Consider the following 17,561-nt stretch of genomic DNA (forward strand, 5'->3'; position numbering starts at 1 on the left):
TTTATGTAGTGGTCTTTTTGTGTGCAGTTTAAATAGTTTCTAGTACATCTTCAACGTTCACGTGAGCCAGTTGTTGTGCTTCTGCGACTGCTTTGTATGTTATTTTTCCAGCTAGTGTGTTAATTCCTTTACGTAGTGCTTCGTTGTCTGTGCATGCTTTTTTAAAGCCCTTGTTAGCGATTTGAAGAGCATAAGGAATCGTCACGTTTGTCAGTGCCATGGTAGACGTTTGTGGTACTGCCCCCGGCATGTTCGCTACTGCGTAGTGAATGACACCATGTTTTGTGTATGTCGGATCATCGTGTGTTGTGACACGGTCAGATGTTTCAAAAATTCCGCCTTGGTCAATCGCGATATCAATTACGACAGAGCCTGGGCTCATAGACTTCACCATTTCTTCTGTTACGAGAGTTGGCGCTTTTGCACCTGGTATTAGAACACAACCGATTACCAAGTCTGCATCTTTTACTGCTTTAGCGATGTTATAAGGATTGGATACCAATGTTTGAATATGCTCTCCGAAGATCTCGTCAAGCTGACGTACACGCTCTACTGATAGATCCAAAATAGTTACGTGTGCACCGATTCCGATTGCCACACGCGCAGCATTTGTACCTGCTTGTCCGCCACCAATGATTGTGATCTTCCCACGTGATACACCTGGTACTCCAGCAAGCAAAATGCCTTTGCCGCCTTTCGTCTTTTCCAAGTACTGTGCACCGATTTGCGTTGCCATACGGCCCGCCACTTCACTCATTGGTGCTAGCAGAGGCAATCCGCCACTCGGTAATTGAACCGTTTCGTAAGCAATGGCTGTTACTTTTTTGTCGAGTAATGCTTGTGTTAATTTTAACTCTGGTGCCAAATGAAGATATGTAAATAGAATTAATCCTTCACGGAAATATTGAAACTCTGATTCTGTAGGTTCTTTCACTTTCAGTACCATGTCCGCTTCCCATACTTCAGCGGCCGAGTCTACGATGATCGCACCTGCTTCTTTATACTCTTCATCCTGAAAACTCGAACCAATTCCAGCACCTTTTTCAATTACTACTTCATGACCAGCTGTTAGTAGAGTTAAAACACTTGCAGGGGCTATTGCCACTCGGTTTTCATTATTTTTAATCTCTTTTGGAACACCTATACGCATGCAAAATCCTCCTAGAATTGTAAATTCTTTTTTCCTTATCTCACTGTCTATTAATAACAATTTAATCTTATCAGAAAATAGATAGCTTTACCTCATTTTTTCAACGTTTCCCCATACAATCTTCATTTTCTAATTTTTTAATAAGATTTTTCGACAAAAAAGAAGGACTCTCATAAACTATCCAGAATAAGAATAGTGTAGAGAGCATTTAATTTTAAGGATGGAGTGATAATATGGCACTTACTTACAAGGACATTATCGTAGCCGTAGATGGTTCAGATGAGGCGAAATGGGCATTTAAAAAAGCAATCGCAATTGCAGATCGGAACGATGCTACTCTTCACTTGATCAATATTATTGATACGCGTTCTTACGCAGCAGTCGAAGCTTACGATCGTTCAATTGCAGAGCGTGCACAGAAATACGCTGAAGAATTATTAACTGACTATCGCAACGAAGCTGTTAAAGCAGGCGTTGCAAATGTTGAGATTCACGTAGAATATGGTTCTCCTAAGACGTTGATTCCACGCGATATTGCAAAGAAACTTCAAGCAGATTTAATTATTTGTGGTGCTACAGGTCTAAACCGTGTGGAACGTTTCTTAATCGGAAGTGTTTCCGAGAATATCGTTCGTTCTGCGAAGTGTGATGTACTTGTTGTACGTACACCCGAACATCTACAAGGCTAACACGTAACTAAAGACTGCCCAAAAAGTCGTTCGTTTGATTTCTTGTGGCAGTTTTTTGCTTTTATGTATATAGCTAGAGATAAAGAGTGAGGGGTGGGCGGCGTCTGTAACGTCGATCAACTAGTTTACGTCTCATAAAACAGTAACGTGTAAAGATTCCCTCTCCAACTAAACGAAGCAATTAGCGGTAGTGATTATAGTGAACGAATGCTTTTACAATATCTCGTAAAAAGTCCCGACTGTCAGGGGTTTGACGGTCGGGACTTTGTTTCATTTATTCAACTGCTACTTTTTCTGCTTCTTCTGGTACTGGAATTCCAGCGATACGCACGGTGTCACGGGCTAACATGATTTCTTCATTTGTTGGGATAATCAGTACTTTGACTGGTGAGTGTGGAAAGCTGATGTATGCTTCTTCGCCGCGAATGTTGTTTAGGCTTGGGTCGAAGTAGACACCCATGAATTCCAAACCGTTCATTACTTTTTGACGAACGATTGCACTGTTCTCGCCAATTCCTGCTGTGAAGATGATGGCATCCACTCCGCCCATCCCTGCTGCGTATTGCCCGATGTGCTGGTGAATACGATCTGTGAAGACATCCAGAGCCAATTGCGCACGGTGGTTGCCTTGTTCTGCAGCTTCCGTAATATCGCGCAAGTCACTCGAAAATCCACTAATTCCAAGTAGTCCTGATTTTTTATTTAATACATTGACTACTTCTTCAGCTGACTCATTCGTACGCTCCATCATATACGGAATGAGAGCCGGGTCAATATTACCTGAACGTGTGCCCATGATCACGCCTGCTAACGGAGTGAAGCCCATAGACGTGTCTACTGACTTACCGCCTTTAACAGCTGCGATACTCGCACCGTTACCTAAGTGGCAAGAGATTAGGCGTGTATCCTCAAGCGGTCTGTTCAAGATCTTTGCAGCGCGTTCAGTGACGTATTTATGGCTCGTCCCATGGAAACCGTATTTACGAATTCCATACTTTTCGTAGTACTCATATGGTAATGCATACAAAAATGCTTTTTCAGGCATTGTCTGATGGAATGCTGTATCAAATATTGCAACTGAAGGTGTATTTGGCAACGCTTTCTCAAAAGCTTTAATTCCAACAATATTCGCTGGATTATGTAGTGGTGCGAAGCTTGAGATCTCTTCCAGTTTTTCAATAACTTCATCCGTAATTAACACTGAGTCACTGTATAGCTCTCCCCCGTGAACTACGCGGTGACCGAGTCCATCAATCTCATCGTAAGACGAAACGACTCCTTCACTAAGTAAATGCTCCAACAGCATATCAACAGCCATTAAATGATCTGTTATATCGACTACTTTCTCGATTTTCTTCTCGGCAGTCGCCATATTGAAAACGGAATTTTCTAAACCAATGCGTTCGAATAACCCCTTTGTAATTTCCTCTTCATTCGTCATTTCAATCAATTGGAACTTCAAAGAAGAACTTCCCGCATTTATCGACAAAATCTTCGGCAAAAAAAACCACCCCTTAAAATAATTACGTCGTAGAACGTTTGAATTTATTATAGTATCTAACTATTTTAAAAGCAATTGAATTCATGAGATGTGCGGTATCTTTCCACGAAAACTTTCATGAAATAAAAAAAGAAGAGAAGTGACTATTCGTCACTCCTCCCCTTCTTCCATCCACGTACTTAGTTTATCGAAAAACTTTTGCATAGCGGTGGCATTTCCAAGTTCAGGTATTTTCGCCAACAATACGTCTGGCAGGACAAATTTGTCGTTTGGTGGCTGTTGTAATAATAAAATACTTTTAGCAAAACGCTGATCCGCAAATAATGAAGAAGGCAATTCTAGCAAGCCTCTCAATAATTTATGTTCTTTGACAAAGTGTAAAATAGGCTCTGCCCCTTCAGCAGTTAACAACCTGGAAGGTACGATGAATAATCCGTATCCACCCGGCTTTACATAGCGCATCGATTGCTCAATATATAAATAATGAGAGAAAGCATGGCCTTCAGGCGCCATAAGTTCATAATCCATCGCGACTTCATCGTCAGGATAATAGCCTACAGGTAAATCACTCACTACCGCATCGACTACATCAATAGGTAACGGCCGCAGTGCGTCTTGTAGATAAAATGATACCGGTAACTCCAATAAATTAGCTGTCGCAGCAGCGATTTGAATCAACACATCATCGATTTCAACTGCACTGGCAGAAGCGGAACCTTTATATTGATTCAATACTGTAAACAAAAGATTCCCCGTTCCTGCTGCTGGATCTAATAACGTTACAGGTTGTGTTGAATCCAATAATTTATTGACTAAATACCCTATCAAAAAGCCAATCGTGTCAGGAGTCATTTGGTGATGAGCTTGTGTGGACTGCTTTAATCCTTTTAATAAGGCCAGCTGAATACCTTTACGAATTTCTTCTTTATCAGGATCTTGTAAGTCTACTGCTGACGGTTGATCCAGCCACTTTTCACTAGCCTCCAACACCGCATCCAAATACAATCCTTCAGTAGCTGACGCATGATTGTCGTAATACGTAAAAACCTTTTCCATATTGTTCATTTACATTCCTCCAAGAAGAAACCCACCTCTTGTTCAGGTGGGTTTTTTAAAATTAATTCAGTTCTTTCACTGCTTTGATTGCTGCATCATAGTCCGGGTGGTCAGTCGCTTCACTCACATACTCAACGTGTGTGACTTTACCATCACGATCGACAACAAAGATCGAACGAGTCAATAATCGTAATTCCTCAATCGCCGTACCGAACGCTTTACCAAATGAAAGATCACGATGATCGGAGTATAAGTGTAAGTTTTCCACATTCTCATTCTCTTTCCAACGTCCTTGTGCAAACGGAAGATCACAAGAAATCGTCATGACTTCCACATCCTCCCCAAGCGATGTTGCTTCGTCGTTGAAACGCTTAGTCTGAATGGAACATACTCCTGTATCAACAGAAGGCACAACACTGATCAAACGCACTTTACCTTTTGAATCCTCAAGTGTAACAGGTTTTAAATCATTCGCAAGCACGGTGAAGCTTGGTGCCTGATCTCCAACTTTCACTTCTGAACCTAACAAATGAATCGGGTTATCTTTGAATGTAACTTGTACCATACCTAACCACTCCTTTTAAACTAGTGTACTAAACCGTAGGGTCTTCATGCAACTGATGGTGTTCGGGATGAATAACTTTCTGTACTTCTTTTCTCTCAAATGTACGTTCATGCACCACAACCGTGTCAGCAAAGACATCATGAAGTGTTTTCTTCTGCGGTAAGAACAAGACCAGCAAATACGGAATCCATAGCATTTGTGAAATGAAACGACCGAATCCTTCTCTAAAAATAACTGAGCCCCAGCTTAATTTCTCGCCGTTTGATTTCAACACTCGAATTCCCATGATCATTTTCCCTACGGTCTGCCCCGCTATTTTTGTCATCAAAATAAAATACAACAATAACAAAACAAGTGTCGTCACTTTATACGGACTGAATAAAAAGGCAGAGGGCTTGGTGATCGCTATATCGAGTACGCGGAACACCGGCTTGACAAAGATGCCGCTAATTGCCGAAAGAATCAGCATGTCGATCAAAAATGCCCATAGTCTGATCCAGAAACCTGCATATTTTGGCACGAGCGCCTGTTCAAGTCGGACGGGTGGTTGCGTATCTAGCAGTTCATTCGTCATTATCGTTTCCCTCCTTGTTATTCACCGTATAAATACATCATGCGTGGTGCTGTATTTTCAGTCAGTAATTTTTTCATAATTTGTGATTCTACATCTCCATTGAATACATCATGCGCTTTCATGGACAGAATAGCTTTTAAATTAGTAGGCATTCCATATTCGAATACTTCTGCTTTCTCTAAATGATAATCTTCTTTCATGGCAGAAATAACCGCTGGTAACTTACCGTAGTCATCCGCAAGCCCCGCTTCAATCGCTTGACGGCCATTCATGACACGTCCATCCGCTACTTTACGTACAGCTGCTTCTGACATACCGCGTCCATCTACAATAATATCAACGAAACGTTTATACGAATCATCAATCATTTCCTGTAGCATCGCACGTTCTTCAGGCTTCATATCTCGAGTCGGGCTCATCATGTCTTTATAAGGACCTGACTTGATCGTCGGGAATTCCACACCGTATTTCTCAGCCAATTTTCCGTAGTTAACCGATTGCATGATGACACCGATCGAACCAGTCAATGTTTCTGGATGAACATAAATTTTATCTGCAGGAGCTGAAATATAATAGCCACCTGAAGCCGCCATGCCGCCCATTGCGACGTAAACCGGAATTTCTTTCGATTCCTGAATTTCTGTAATCGCATCATAAATATCCGATGATTCCAATACACCGCCACCTGGTGAATTAACAGAAAGAACAATTCCCTTCACCGTGTCGTCATTCGACAATTCATTTAACTGCGTCAGAAATTGTTTGTGGTTGTATTCCGCACCACTAAAAATAGTCGCTTCACCAACATCTTGTATGACACCATCTACTGTCAGTACCGCAATTCGCTCATTGACACTTCCATCTTCTACTACTGTTTCTTGTACTTGGGTTTCCATCAAATTGATTTCGTTGACGAAACTGTTCCAGTCTCTCGTGAACACCCACGACATCGCGTTAATACCAACCGACACAATTATCAATGTGGCAGTTACTGCTACAGCAATCCATCTTTTTGCATTCATAATTAAAATTCCTCCTTTGTCCACATCTACCTATACGTTCCTAATCGTCCAAATGTTTCATTCATGCTACACTTATTCTATTAACTGAAAGAGGAGACGATTCAAATGACTTCTCTACATACTATTTTTCTTTTCAGCCGTTTAGACGAAGACAACGCCCACAAGAAACATTTTATTGCCCAACGTCTTAAAAAAGAAGGCTTCAAACTAACAGAAGATCATACCGAAGCCAATGTGGTCATCAGTATCGGCAGTGACGGGACATTTCTTCAAGCTGTTCGTAAAACTGATTTCCGTCAAGATGTTCTGTATCTCGGAGCATCTGTAAAAGGAGCACACGGTGTATATTGTGATTTCCAATACGATGATATCAGCTCCCTAACAGAAACATTACGGCAAACAACGATTGAAGAACGTCATTACCCCCTTCTCGAAGTGACGATCAATCAACAGAACCCGTTCTTCTGCCTGAATGAATTCAGCATACGTTCTACAATCATCCGCACATTTGTCATGGATATTTTCATCGATGATTTATTGTTCGAAACGTTTCTTGGCGACGGTATGATTATCTCCACGCCAACAGGTAGTACAGCGTATAATAAATCCGTTAAAGGCGCTGTAATCGATCCGCGGCTACCTTCTTTCCAAGTGACAGAGCTTGCCTCGGTTAATAATAATCGATTCCGTACACTCGGCACGTCGTTCATCCTAAGTAATGAACGAACGTTGACGCTCAATATCCAACAAGAAGGCAATGAATTTCCTTCCATCGCAGCAGATAATGAAGCACTCGGCATCAAACAAGTAGAAAAAGTAGAGGCGCGACTAAGCAATAAAATCATTCGTACCGCAAAACTTCCAGATAACTCATTCTTCGAAAAAGTTCAACGTACATTTTTCTGAATTAATACGAAAAGGACTATCAAATGTCGGTACAAAACGACTCTTGACAGTCCTTTTTATAGCCTTACTACAACGTCATTTTTGATTTTGTTCTTTTTTACGCAATTCAACACGCATGATTTTGCCTGAAGATGTTTTTGGCAACTCTTCTAAAAACTCAATCTTACGGGGATATTTATAAGGCGCCGTCAATTCTTTGACATGATTTTGCAACTCTTTTACGAGTTTCTCAGTCGATTCTGTCGTATCATTACGTAAGACGACAAATGCCTTCACAATATTTCCGCGTTCAGGATCAGGGCTTGCTACTACTGCGCACTCACGAACTGCCGGATGCTTGATCAACGCATCTTCCACTTCGAATGGTCCGATCGTATAACCCGAGCTCACAATAATATCATCGCCTCGGCCTTCAAACCAGAAATACCCATCCTCATCTTTTTTAGCACGGTCACCAGTAATATAATAATCCCCTCTAAACTGCATCTTCGTGCGTTCAGGATCATTTAAATACTCATGAAATAGCGCTGGCGTTGATTTATGAACAGCAATATCGCCAACTTCACCTACGCTTGCCGGTTTACCTTCATCATTAATGATATCGACAATATTTCCTGGTGTAGGTTTACCCATCGATCCAGGGCGCGGCTCCATACCAATCATTGTACCGACAAGTAACGTGTTCTCTGTTTGTCCATATCCATCACGAACAGATAGCGAGAACCGTTTTTCGAAAATATCAATGATTCCACGATTTAATGGCTCTCCTGCAGAGACAGCACTTTTCAGGGAGGCTAATGAAAACTCATCTAAATCCTCAGCTTTTGCAATAAATCGGTATTCAGTCGGCGTACAACAAAGAACATTGACTTGGTATTCATCTAGAAACTGTAAGTATCTGTTCACGTCAAATTTGCCGCCGTAGACAAAACCTACCGCACCGCTTCCTAGAACCGATAAGAACGGTGTCCAAATCCACTTTTGCCATCCTGGTGCCGCTGTAGCCCACACAATATCATGTTCTTCAATACCCAACCAGTTCGGTGCAGTTGTTCGCAAGTGGGCGTATCCCCAACCGTGTGTATGGACTACACCTTTAGGCTTGCCAGTCGTACCAGACGTATACGATAGAAACGCCATATCATCACTAGCCGTATCACAAGCGGTAAACTCTGAAGAAGCACTTTTTTCTTGCGCAGTCAGGGATATTTCCCCTTCTTTTGCTTCTCCGATAATATAAACTGTTACTTTATCTAGATTTTCTACATGTTCAAGTTGATCGGTGAAAGCATCAAATGCAATGATCGCTTTTGCGTTACTATGTTCAATGCGATACTCAATTTCGGAGGAACGTAGCATTTCAGAACTAGGGATTACAACAAGTCCTGCCTTTAGTGCACCAATGTATGTCACATACGCTTCAATCATACGCGGCACCATCACAAGCACTACATCACCTTTTTTCAAGCCAGTCGACGTCAGAACGTTTGCTGTTCGGTTAGCTGCTTGGATAAGTTCGTCGTACGTTACTTGTTGTTCCTGATTTTGCGCATCTACATAAATTAATGCTTTTCTGCCATCACCCGTTGCATATTTTTCGAATTCCGAAACAATATTGTAGCGTGCTGGCGCAAGTAGTTCTTCTCGGTTCATTTCCATTCCCCCTTTTATGTACTACTACAAGTATACAAATAGAATGGTGAAATTTCAAAACTTTATATACTTTTTTCCATTATACTGTTCGGATATGTATAGTATACTGTGAATTTCGGTATGCTAGGTGGAATAAATGAAAAGGCAAGTAGTGGTGTTGGGGTGAGGGATTTGCGCTTCGGAGGGGACGCTTCAATCCCATCGCACTTACCATTGCCTTACCTATCCTATTCCATTTAGCACTTGAACTCACACCTTAAACTTAATAACAATCCAATAAAAGATACCCCAGAAGCGCTGTGGCTTCTGAGGCATCCCGTGTCTTACGATTTACTTAGTATAACCGTTCATTTGTGACTGAGCCTGACGCACTAATCGCTTTGTAATTTCTCCGCCGACGGATCCGTTGGCACGCGATGAAGCATCTGGTCCAAGTTGTACTCCAAATTCAGAAGCAATTTCTTCCTTCATTTGGTTAAGAGCCTGTTGTACTCCGGGAACTAACAATTGGTTCGAGCTGTTGTTGTTTGGCATGTTGTTCACCTCCTTGTGACATTAGAATGGTCACTTTTCAAAATATCATGCAAGGAAGGTAATAGGTAATATTTTCTTTACAACAAGTCTTCGAAGTCCTCTTTCGTCTGCTTGCTCGGAATGGTCGTTACACGCTGACTAGCGACTTCTGCTACCATGTCGTCAAACTCCTGGAAGCTTTCGTAGTACGCAACTTTCTCGACTTGCGGCTTCGTTTTATTACTCGGTGGTGTGAATACGGTACAGCAATCGTCGTAAGGACGGATGGAAATATCGTATGTCCCAATTTTTTCAGCGATTTGAATGATCTCTAATTTGTCCATTGCAATGAGTGGACGCAAGATCGGTGTATTCGTCACTTCATTAATTGCCGTTATACTCTCGAGCGTCTGACTTGCTACTTGTCCAAGGCTGTCACCTGTGATCAGACCAAGTGAATTCGTATCTTTTCGTACTTGTTCGGCAACTTTCATCATCATTCTTCTTGTCGTGGTCATGGACAAGTTGCTTGGAACTTGTTTAACAATTGTTTGTTGCAACTCCGTAAACGGAATCACATGCAAGCGAATGACTGCCCCAAATTTTGTTAGCTGTCTAACAATGTCTTCTACTTTTTCTATGGCCAAATCGCTCGTGAACGGTGGACTAGCAAAGTGAATGGCATCAAAGGACACGCCGCGTTTCATCATCATATAGCCCGCTACCGGACTGTCTATTCCTCCTGACAACAATAGCAACGAGTGGCCATTCGAGCCAACTGGCATGCCACCTGCTCCCTTATATGTGTGTGAAGAGATATAAGCCGCTTCATGCTGGATCTCTACATACAATAAAATTTCAGGTTTCTTCATTTGGACGATTAAATCAGGGAACACTCTCAATACATGACCGCCCAATTCTTGTTGCAATTCTCCTGTATTGAGCGGGAAACGTTTGTCTGCACGTTTGACGTCTACTTTAAACGTCTTGCCAGCAGTCTCCGTTTTGCCAAGAACTTTTAATGATGTTTCTTTAATGTCTTCTAATGTAGGTGCACAAATTACGATTGGACTGAATGATTGAATGCCAAAAATCGACGGCAATATTTCAATTGCACGATCCAGTTCTTCCGGTTTTTCTGTATAAATGAACATCCGGTCACGTTCTGCACGCATCGTAACCGTTCCTAAATCGGACAAAGCCGCTTTTATATTCGCTTTCAGTTTACGGATAAATTTACTCTTATTTTTTCCCTTAAGCGAAATTTCACCATATCGAATTAAAATGGTATTCCAGTTCATTTCCCCACTCCTTTTCTGATCAGCTCGACTAATTGACGAACCGCTACTTTCAATTGTTCGATTTCTTCTATTGTTTGATTTTTACCTAAGCTAATTCTAATGACGCCTTTTTCAAACTCTTGCGGAACTTGAATGGCTTCTATTACATGGCTAACATCCGAATTCTTCGAAGAACATGCACTAGAAGTCGAAACGATCAATCCTTGCTGTTGCAGGAAGTTAATCGCAATCTCCCCCGTAATCTGTGCAAATGCGACGGATAATATATACGGCGCGCTCGCGTTTGGTGCCAATACTTTGCATTCATCAATTTCTGAGAAGAACTCCACCAGATCCTTCCGCCAGTGTCGGAACTGTTGCATATCCACTTCTTCTACGAGTAAACGAGCCGCTTTCGCAAGAGCTGCCGCATGTGGCACCGATACGGTTCCACTACGCAATTTATATTCTTGTCCGCCACCAAGGACAATCGGCTGCAGTCGGATATTTTTACGATAAGCTAAAAATCCACTATTTTTTATTCCATAAATTTTATGAGCGGATAATGATACGAGATCAGGACCATCCGTAAAGTCAGTAAGCGAGAACTTTCCAAAACTCTGCACACAATCAGAATGGAACATCGCACGTGAAGATGAATGAATAATTTTCGCACATTCCTCAATCGGCTGTATCGTACCGATTTCATTGTTAACATGCATGATACTAACTAAAATCGTATCTTTTTGCAACTTCGTTCGAAGCTCATCCAATGAAATTCTTCCTTCTTCATCTACAGATAAATAATCCACCATAAAGTTCTGCTTTTCTAATTCTCGAAAAACATTCAATACAGAAGGATGTTCAATGCTTGTTGTGAGAAGATGACGACCTTTATGCTGATTGGCATAGACATAACCTAGTATGGCAAGATTATTGGATTCTGTCCCGCCTGAAGTGAAAATTCCTTCTGTCAGTCCAAGTCCGATCGTTTCAAGTACTTGTGTTCGCGCACGTTCTAATAACTTTTCTGTACGCTTTCCTTCAGCATGTAGCGATGCAGGATTTGCAAAATACGATGCAGAAGCATCCATAAAGGTACGAAGAACTCTTTCATCTGGCTGAGTTGTGGCGCTATGATCAAAATACATATGTAATCCTCTCCTTTCTATATGAATGAGCGAAACAAAGCCACCGGAAAACCGGTGGCTTTGTCGGAATATAGTTATACTTTAACTTGAATCATACCTTGAATCTTTTTCAAGGCTCCTGGTTCAACTTCTTCAACCGCAGTACCTGCTTCTTCCAATGCTCTTAAGTAGCGACATTGCATGAAGGACTCTTCAGCTTTCAACAATTTCTCGTGAACTTCCGGATGAGACGCACGGTAACGGTTACCGTATTGGATGATTCGTTCTACAAGCAAGGCATTTTCAATCATGTCTGCAGCTTTCGCACAAACATCCGTGACTACTGTATCTGCTTTTTGAACATATGATTCAACCAACGCCATATTAAGTGGCACTTCTTCTAGACTTTGTTTCACGATGAATATTTGTTCGTCCGCTTCTTCAAGCTGTACTTCCATATCATCGGGAATACCCGGGATATTGGCACGGTGTAAATTACGATCCGCAATTTGCAGTTGCTGTGCAAGAGTCACAATACGTGAGCGCACAAGATTTTCATCGATTCGAAGATTTTTGATACGGTTACTGAACTTGGAATGTGCTTCAGAGATTGCATCCAATTCTTCCACTAGCTCTTGCAACTCAATTTGTTGAGCTGAGTAGGCCAAGTTTTTCGCATCTTGACGTTCAATGAATATTTCAATTCGTTTCGCCAGTGCGTTCAACTTTTGCAATGCCATTTGTGGAATAATGACTTCATTCTCATCAAGACGGTAACTTTGTTGAACGAATTTCACTTCTTCAATCGTATCTGGAATCGCATATTGAAGTTCTTCAAATAAATCCAACATTTGATCCAAATGCTCATCTACGTAATGACGGGAACTAACTTCCTCTTCCAATACATCGTAGAACGATTCGATTTCATCATGAATTTCATTCACTTCCGCAGCTACTTCTTCAACATCCAAACGTGCTAATAATTGACGAAGATCCGCAATTTGTTGTTCGATTTTGTCAAAACGTGAAGGCATTTTCAGGTGTCCTAAGTAATACTCCTGACCTTCCATTTCGATAATCCCTTTACGCAATTCTCGCAAAGCAGCAGGTATTTTCGTCTGCAACTCATTAAGTAATGCAGGGATCTCATCAAGTAAAAACGAAAAGCGTTCTTCTTTTGCTCCTAATACAATCACAATTTCACGCGCTTGTAAGTAGTTACCATTTTCGATAAGTGCGTCGTACTCTTCAAATCTAGGATTGAAGGATTCCCACTCTTTTTCTAAAGGCTCCACTGCCGGTCCAAATGCGTACTGATGAGCTAAGATCTTTTTGCGCGCGGCACGGTGGTGTTCTTTTACCGTTTCAATTTCAAACCGATTTCTTTCTTCACTGCCAATCAGTTCGTTTAGTTCCTGCAAGATCGTTCGCATCTCTTTTTCACATTCGTTCAAGATTTCGCGGATTTGTTTTTCTGTTTCCGTTGCTTTCTTAAAGCGGAAACGATCCACTTGCCCTTCAGCATCCAGTAAAAGCAAATCTACATTATGAAGGCGATCATCTACTACTTCTGTCCAATTATTGCGCCATCTCTCGAACATTTCTTCTGTTTCGCCAGTCATATTCAACTGCTTCACTTTCGTCATTTCTTCGAATATTGGTTCGTTTTGAATTTGTAATTTTTCTTGTTCCATTTCACTGATTTCTTGTATATGCTTTCGCCTAGACAGAAATGCCATCACCGTTAAAACAATGATGATAACTAATGGAATGATGACGTATATCATCTCACTATGATCCCCCTATCCCACACTTCGCGCATAAAGTGACTACTTTAGATATTATAGTATATCGTAACATGTTTAAAGCATTTTCGTCTTCTATTCACATCTTTTTTAAAAAACAACGAACTTTTTATCACATCTTAGGATATTACCACACGGTTATTCCTATTTTCGTATTCTATTGTTACAAATTTTGCGGACTATTCATTTATACATTATATAGTATCTTCCCACTAAACTCGGTTAACTCCCTTTGCATTCATTATCTGGTAAACTATATACGAGAAAGAGGTGGGACTAGTGGATAACAAAAATCCGTATCAAGAAGACTTGGACGATGATGAGCTGCAAGATCTCGTACTCGAAGCACAACGTGAAGCATTAGAAAAAGCAGCTGCTGAAAAAAATGTCCGACGCACCTATCGCCCTTTCCCTAAGTGGATGTTTTGGATCATGGCAACTACTCTAGCACTCAGCACGTTCGCCATTGTCTTTCAGATATACTCCATTCCAGCTTTGGAGTTTCTAAAAGCATCTTCAGAGTTATCTTCAGATCCACAAATAGCAGAATATAAAGAAGCGGTAGTTGTCGTAGCTACAGAACATACTAAAGGTACAGGTTTTTCCATTAATGAACAAGGCACCATTATTACGAATTATCATGTAGTAGAAGGCAATGAAACGATGATTGTCTCTTTCCCTGAAGGCGAACGATTTATCGCAGATGTCACGAAAGTGTTTCCAGACATCGATCTTGCGGTACTTGAAGTGAATGGAACCAATCTCCCTCACATGACTTTAGCGAAAGAAACGACATTTTATGACCATGAGCCAATTACATTTATCGGTAATCCTTTGAGCTTTTCAGGAATAGCAAATAAGGGTCACACGATTGACTACAAACAGCTAGCAGATTGGGATATTCCTGTCGTCATGATAAAAGCACCTGTTTATAGAGGGAATAGTGGAAGTCCTGTAATAAATGGAGAAGGCAAGGTTATCGGCATTGTGTTTGCTACGCTAGATGACAAGACGCATGGTAAGGTCGGGTTGTTTGTACCGGTGGATGCTTATTACGAGGCAATGTCTAATGAAGAAAAGTAAGTGATAGAGATACAGCTCGGGATTTACATTTCAGAGGGGACGCGTCCTACTCGTTATGTATGCAAAAATAAAACCGGTCAAAGGAATAGAATCCTCTGACCGGTTTTTTTACTGTCTTATTTTTTCGCGACTAGTAATAGTCTACCTTTATCTAGTTCGCTTTCGCCTTCTTCAGCTTCTGCTTTTGAAAGACCTATTGACTCCATCTGCGCGCGCAATGTATCGCCACGAGACGTGAACATGTTCTTCATTGTATCGAGGAAGCCCATCTCGGCCATACCTACTTGCTCTGAATCCAGTGCATCTGAAATTTTGTCTTCACGATCTTCACTATGTGCGAAAACATACACCTCATCATGTGTATAACCTTGTGCTACCAATTCTTCAATCTTCTTTTTAGCTTGTACTGCATTCTCTAGGAAAAACTTATCCATTTTTCATTACCTCCATAAATACTTGTTTTTTTGACCTATTTATCTATACCTACTCTTAGCATTCCTTAAACAATAATGACGAATTTCACATCCTTTGAACCATTATTATGTTTTAAACTGATAATAACTTCATAATTTCCTGACAGAAAATCAAAACAATAATCAGAATATGCTATACTTTCTTTATATTACAGCAAGAAAATAGGGGGTTATTTCATTGTCAGCAGAACGTATTGAAGCAGGACTAGAGAAAATTAAGGAATATGTGAGTGAAGAAGAGGCCGAACGCATGATGACAGCCGATGCATTAAAAGGATTGGCACCTGATTTACGAAAGTACATAGTGGAGTTCGCGTATGGGGAAATTTATTCACGGCCAGGACTCGACAGTAAACAAAGACAATTGGTAACACTCGCTTCGCTTGTCACACAAGGAGCGACTACACAAATCCAAACGCATGTAAAACGCGCATTGACAGTCGGTTTAACGAGAACGGAAATCGTTGAGAGCATCATGCAACTCATTCCGTATGTTGGATTTCCACGCGTACAAACCGCGTTGACTGCAGCTAAAGAAATACTTGAACAAGAAAAATAACAGTAAAATCCGGCCAAGAGAAATCTCTTGGCCGGATTTTCTTCTTACCATCTAAAGATTGCAGCTGCACCTGTTTTAACAGGCATCCGTTCTTTCGGAAGAACGACTACTTCTCCTCCGGTTTTAAAGACGATTTCTGCTAAGTCATCCAGGACGTCATCCACTGCAGATTCCTCCAGGTTATTCGTCTGTATTTCTCCTGTGCCTAGATTAATTTTACCTGGATACAGATAATCATCTTCCAGTACAAGTCGTCTAATACGATCCTCACTTGCTGCTTTAGCAATTTCTTGGATGTTTGCAGAACCTTGATCATTCGCTTTAGCATTTTCAAAGTTCTCCACTAAGTCTTTTGTTTTCTGTAAGTACGTTGGCTCTACTAATTCCCAAGCCATTTTACGTAGTTTCTCCAGGCTAAGTGCCTCAAAGTCGGACTTAATTCCTTCCGCTTGTAGGTGTGGATTATGACTTAACTCTTTAAACTGCGTCTGATATTCGGAGAGCGTGACTAAATATAAAGGAAGTTCCATCGGTTTAGAGTAATGTTCCGCAACCGTTCGATCTACATATCGGAAATAACGCTCAATATCAATGTCAATTTCATCTTTTTTACCACCATGTCCATGTATCATAGCAGCTCCAGCAGCTCCACCTGAGTTGCCAGTACCTAAATAGGACTCCGTCACTTGATCACCAATCGCTTCGTCCTTCGTTTTCGCCAATTCCTCAGGGATCTCTACTTCCTCTATACCATAGCGATTCCCTTCAAAAAGTTTGAATTGTTGTCTATTGACGCCGAGTAGATGATAACGGTCGGCAGATTGGAATACGCGAATAAGCGGTTTAATATGGAAACTGTCTGACACAATCGCCAATTCAGGCACAGGACGTTGCAGATGATAAGCTATGATACGATCCTTCGTCGCAAACAATGCCAGTCCATCTCCTGCATGTGCCCAGAAAGGACGCTCGCCTTCTAGTTTCTCAAGTGGAGCTAGTAAACTCTTTACTTCATTCGTTGCACGTTTTTTAGACAACTCTTCATGCACTTGTTGTAATAAATTTTTAAATCTGATCGGGTCTTGTTGATTTTCAGGTCGATACCGGTGGGTCGGTTGATAAATGGAGATACATGTCTCCGCTTGCTCCTTCAAAAACTCGTGAGGAAATTCGTTTACAATCTCTACGTTCATCCTAATCCCTCCAATAAAAATTTTCCTGTAGACAACAACAGGCTCTAATTTACTAGTTCCCTATTCAATAGTTTGTAAACTTTGCGAATCTGATAGTGTAGAGCCTTCTTGACAAACAATCTCAATTCGTGTATAGTTACTGATTGGGATTGATAACAGATCTGACATAAAAAAATGGCGTTCTGCAGATGTTTATTCGGAACACTTATTCATCACTGGCGCGACTATAGGGTCGCAAGGACGCAAAAGTAGGTAGGGTTTGCGTTGCTTAAGGGAAACAACCAGTAGAACACGACCGCGGCAAAAGAGGTCCAATCAGAATCTACATGCTATATAAATCAACACATATAATCGTTGTCAAACGTAACATTAAAGATCCTATATAAAAAGCGAGCTCCCCGATATGGGA

Annotated in this window: 17 protein-coding genes; 4 read left to right on the forward strand and 13 right to left on the reverse strand. The window is 41.1% G+C overall.

Annotated features, from left to right (window positions below):
• Positions 1–28: 28 nt before the first annotated feature.
• The gene (ald, locus tag CSV80_RS03505) at positions 29–1,150 is read right to left on the reverse strand and encodes an alanine dehydrogenase (protein ID WP_099669610.1); all 1,122 of its coding nucleotides are present in this window, start codon (positions 1,148–1,150) and stop codon (positions 29–31) included.
• 233 nt (positions 1,151–1,383) lie between these two features.
• On the opposite strand from ald, the gene CSV80_RS03510 reads away from it, so the two are divergent.
• The gene (locus CSV80_RS03510) at positions 1,384–1,839 is read left to right on the forward strand and encodes a universal stress protein (RefSeq protein WP_099669611.1); all 456 of its coding nucleotides are present in this window, start codon (positions 1,384–1,386) and stop codon (positions 1,837–1,839) included.
• Between the two features lie 274 nt (positions 1,840–2,113).
• Here the strand turns inward: CSV80_RS03510 and CSV80_RS03515 are convergent, their stop codons facing one another.
• The 5 genes from CSV80_RS03515 to sppA form a co-directional block, all read right to left on the reverse strand.
• Entirely contained in the window at positions 2,114–3,340 is a 1,227-nt protein-coding gene (locus CSV80_RS03515) for an acetate kinase (protein WP_099669612.1), read from the reverse strand.
• Between the two features lie 150 nt (positions 3,341–3,490).
• The gene (locus CSV80_RS03520) at positions 3,491–4,405 is read right to left on the reverse strand and encodes a class I SAM-dependent methyltransferase (RefSeq protein ID WP_099669613.1); all 915 of its coding nucleotides are present in this window, start codon (positions 4,403–4,405) and stop codon (positions 3,491–3,493) included.
• A gap of 52 nt (positions 4,406–4,457) precedes the next feature.
• Entirely contained in the window at positions 4,458–4,961 is a 504-nt protein-coding gene (gene tpx, locus CSV80_RS03525; RefSeq protein ID WP_099669614.1) for a thiol peroxidase, read from the reverse strand.
• Positions 4,962–4,989: 28 nt separating this feature from the next.
• A complete protein-coding gene (locus CSV80_RS03530; protein ID WP_233201504.1) occupies positions 4,990–5,535 on the reverse strand; it encodes an RDD family protein in 546 nt (181 codons plus the stop codon).
• A 17-nt stretch (positions 5,536–5,552) separates the two neighbouring features.
• Positions 5,553–6,557: a signal peptide peptidase SppA gene (gene sppA / locus CSV80_RS03535; protein WP_099669616.1), complete on the reverse strand. Its 1,005-nt coding sequence runs from the start codon at positions 6,555–6,557 to the stop codon at positions 5,553–5,555.
• Between the two features lie 105 nt (positions 6,558–6,662).
• Here sppA and CSV80_RS03540 point away from each other — a divergent pair, with 105 nt between their 5' ends.
• Complete coding sequence (locus CSV80_RS03540; protein WP_099669617.1) at positions 6,663–7,463, forward strand: NAD kinase; 801 nt, start codon at positions 6,663–6,665, stop codon at positions 7,461–7,463.
• 75 nt (positions 7,464–7,538) lie between these two features.
• Here CSV80_RS03540 and mbcS read toward each other — a convergent pair whose 3' ends face one another.
• From mbcS to ezrA, 5 genes are all read right to left on the reverse strand, one after another.
• Positions 7,539–9,116, reverse strand: a complete 1,578-nt coding sequence (gene mbcS / locus CSV80_RS03545; RefSeq protein ID WP_099669618.1) for an acyl-CoA synthetase MbcS — start codon at positions 9,114–9,116, stop codon at positions 7,539–7,541.
• 330 nt (positions 9,117–9,446) lie between these two features.
• A complete protein-coding gene (locus CSV80_RS03550; RefSeq protein ID WP_029052872.1) occupies positions 9,447–9,650 on the reverse strand; it encodes an alpha/beta-type small acid-soluble spore protein in 204 nt (67 codons plus the stop codon).
• A 77-nt stretch (positions 9,651–9,727) separates the two neighbouring features.
• Positions 9,728–10,930: a tRNA uracil 4-sulfurtransferase ThiI gene (thiI, locus tag CSV80_RS03555; RefSeq protein ID WP_099669619.1), complete on the reverse strand. Its 1,203-nt coding sequence runs from the start codon at positions 10,928–10,930 to the stop codon at positions 9,728–9,730.
• A complete protein-coding gene (locus CSV80_RS03560; RefSeq protein ID WP_099669620.1) occupies positions 10,927–12,060 on the reverse strand; it encodes a cysteine desulfurase family protein in 1,134 nt (377 codons plus the stop codon). Before CSV80_RS03560 ends, thiI begins: the two co-directional genes overlap by 4 nt.
• A 74-nt stretch (positions 12,061–12,134) precedes the next feature.
• On the reverse strand, positions 12,135–13,826 hold the full coding sequence (ezrA, locus tag CSV80_RS03565) for a septation ring formation regulator EzrA (protein WP_029052869.1): 1,692 nt from the start codon (positions 13,824–13,826) through the stop codon (positions 12,135–12,137).
• Positions 13,827–14,123: 297 nt separating this feature from the next.
• Here ezrA and CSV80_RS03570 point away from each other — a divergent pair, with 297 nt between their 5' ends.
• Positions 14,124–14,927 carry a S1C family serine protease gene (locus CSV80_RS03570; protein WP_099669621.1) on the forward strand — a complete coding sequence of 268 codons (804 nt, stop codon included), beginning with the start codon at positions 14,124–14,126 and terminating at the stop codon, positions 14,925–14,927.
• A gap of 116 nt (positions 14,928–15,043) precedes the next feature.
• Here CSV80_RS03570 and CSV80_RS03575 read toward each other — a convergent pair whose 3' ends face one another.
• Complete coding sequence (locus CSV80_RS03575; protein WP_029052867.1) at positions 15,044–15,361, reverse strand: YflT domain-containing protein; 318 nt, start codon at positions 15,359–15,361, stop codon at positions 15,044–15,046.
• 217 nt (positions 15,362–15,578) lie between these two features.
• Here CSV80_RS03575 and CSV80_RS03580 point away from each other — a divergent pair, with 217 nt between their 5' ends.
• Positions 15,579–15,959, forward strand: a complete 381-nt coding sequence (locus tag CSV80_RS03580; RefSeq protein ID WP_233201505.1) for a carboxymuconolactone decarboxylase family protein — start codon at positions 15,579–15,581, stop codon at positions 15,957–15,959.
• 44 nt (positions 15,960–16,003) lie between these two features.
• Here the strand turns inward: CSV80_RS03580 and CSV80_RS03585 are convergent, their stop codons facing one another.
• The gene (locus tag CSV80_RS03585; protein ID WP_099669622.1) at positions 16,004–17,152 is read right to left on the reverse strand and encodes a baeRF3 domain-containing protein; all 1,149 of its coding nucleotides are present in this window, start codon (positions 17,150–17,152) and stop codon (positions 16,004–16,006) included.
• Between the last annotated feature and the right edge of the window lie 409 nt (positions 17,153–17,561).

This window comes from Sporosarcina sp. P12(2017), assembly GCF_002743035.1.
Taxonomy (GTDB): domain Bacteria; phylum Bacillota; class Bacilli; order Bacillales_A; family Planococcaceae; genus Sporosarcina; species Sporosarcina ureae.

What these genes read in the sequence shown, in the direction of transcription:
- CSV80_RS03530 (WP_233201504.1), bottom strand. Translation starts at nt 5,535, where the DNA reads ATGACGAATGAACTGCTAGATACGCAACCACCCGTCCGACTTGAACAG.
- ezrA (WP_029052869.1), bottom strand. Translation starts at nt 13,826, where the DNA reads ATGATATACGTCATCATTCCATTAGTTATCATCATTGTTTTAACGGTG.
- CSV80_RS03520 (WP_099669613.1), bottom strand. Translation starts at nt 4,405, where the DNA reads ATGAACAATATGGAAAAGGTTTTTACGTATTACGACAATCATGCGTCA.
- ald (WP_099669610.1), bottom strand. Translation starts at nt 1,150, where the DNA reads ATGCGTATAGGTGTTCCAAAAGAGATTAAAAATAATGAAAACCGAGTG.
- CSV80_RS03540 (WP_099669617.1), top strand. Translation starts at nt 6,663, where the DNA reads ATGACTTCTCTACATACTATTTTTCTTTTCAGCCGTTTAGACGAAGAC.
- CSV80_RS03585 (WP_099669622.1), bottom strand. Translation starts at nt 17,152, where the DNA reads ATGAACGTAGAGATTGTAAACGAATTTCCTCACGAGTTTTTGAAGGAG.
- CSV80_RS03550 (WP_029052872.1), bottom strand. Translation starts at nt 9,650, where the DNA reads ATGCCAAACAACAACAGCTCGAACCAATTGTTAGTTCCCGGAGTACAA.
- CSV80_RS03560 (WP_099669620.1), bottom strand. Translation starts at nt 12,060, where the DNA reads ATGTATTTTGATCATAGCGCCACAACTCAGCCAGATGAAAGAGTTCTT.
- CSV80_RS03510 (WP_099669611.1), top strand. Translation starts at nt 1,384, where the DNA reads ATGGCACTTACTTACAAGGACATTATCGTAGCCGTAGATGGTTCAGAT.
- sppA (WP_099669616.1), bottom strand. Translation starts at nt 6,557, where the DNA reads ATGAATGCAAAAAGATGGATTGCTGTAGCAGTAACTGCCACATTGATA.
- tpx (WP_099669614.1), bottom strand. Translation starts at nt 4,961, where the DNA reads ATGGTACAAGTTACATTCAAAGATAACCCGATTCATTTGTTAGGTTCA.
- CSV80_RS03575 (WP_029052867.1), bottom strand. Translation starts at nt 15,361, where the DNA reads ATGGATAAGTTTTTCCTAGAGAATGCAGTACAAGCTAAAAAGAAGATT.
- mbcS (WP_099669618.1), bottom strand. Translation starts at nt 9,116, where the DNA reads ATGAACCGAGAAGAACTACTTGCGCCAGCACGCTACAATATTGTTTCG.
- thiI (WP_099669619.1), bottom strand. Translation starts at nt 10,930, where the DNA reads ATGAACTGGAATACCATTTTAATTCGATATGGTGAAATTTCGCTTAAG.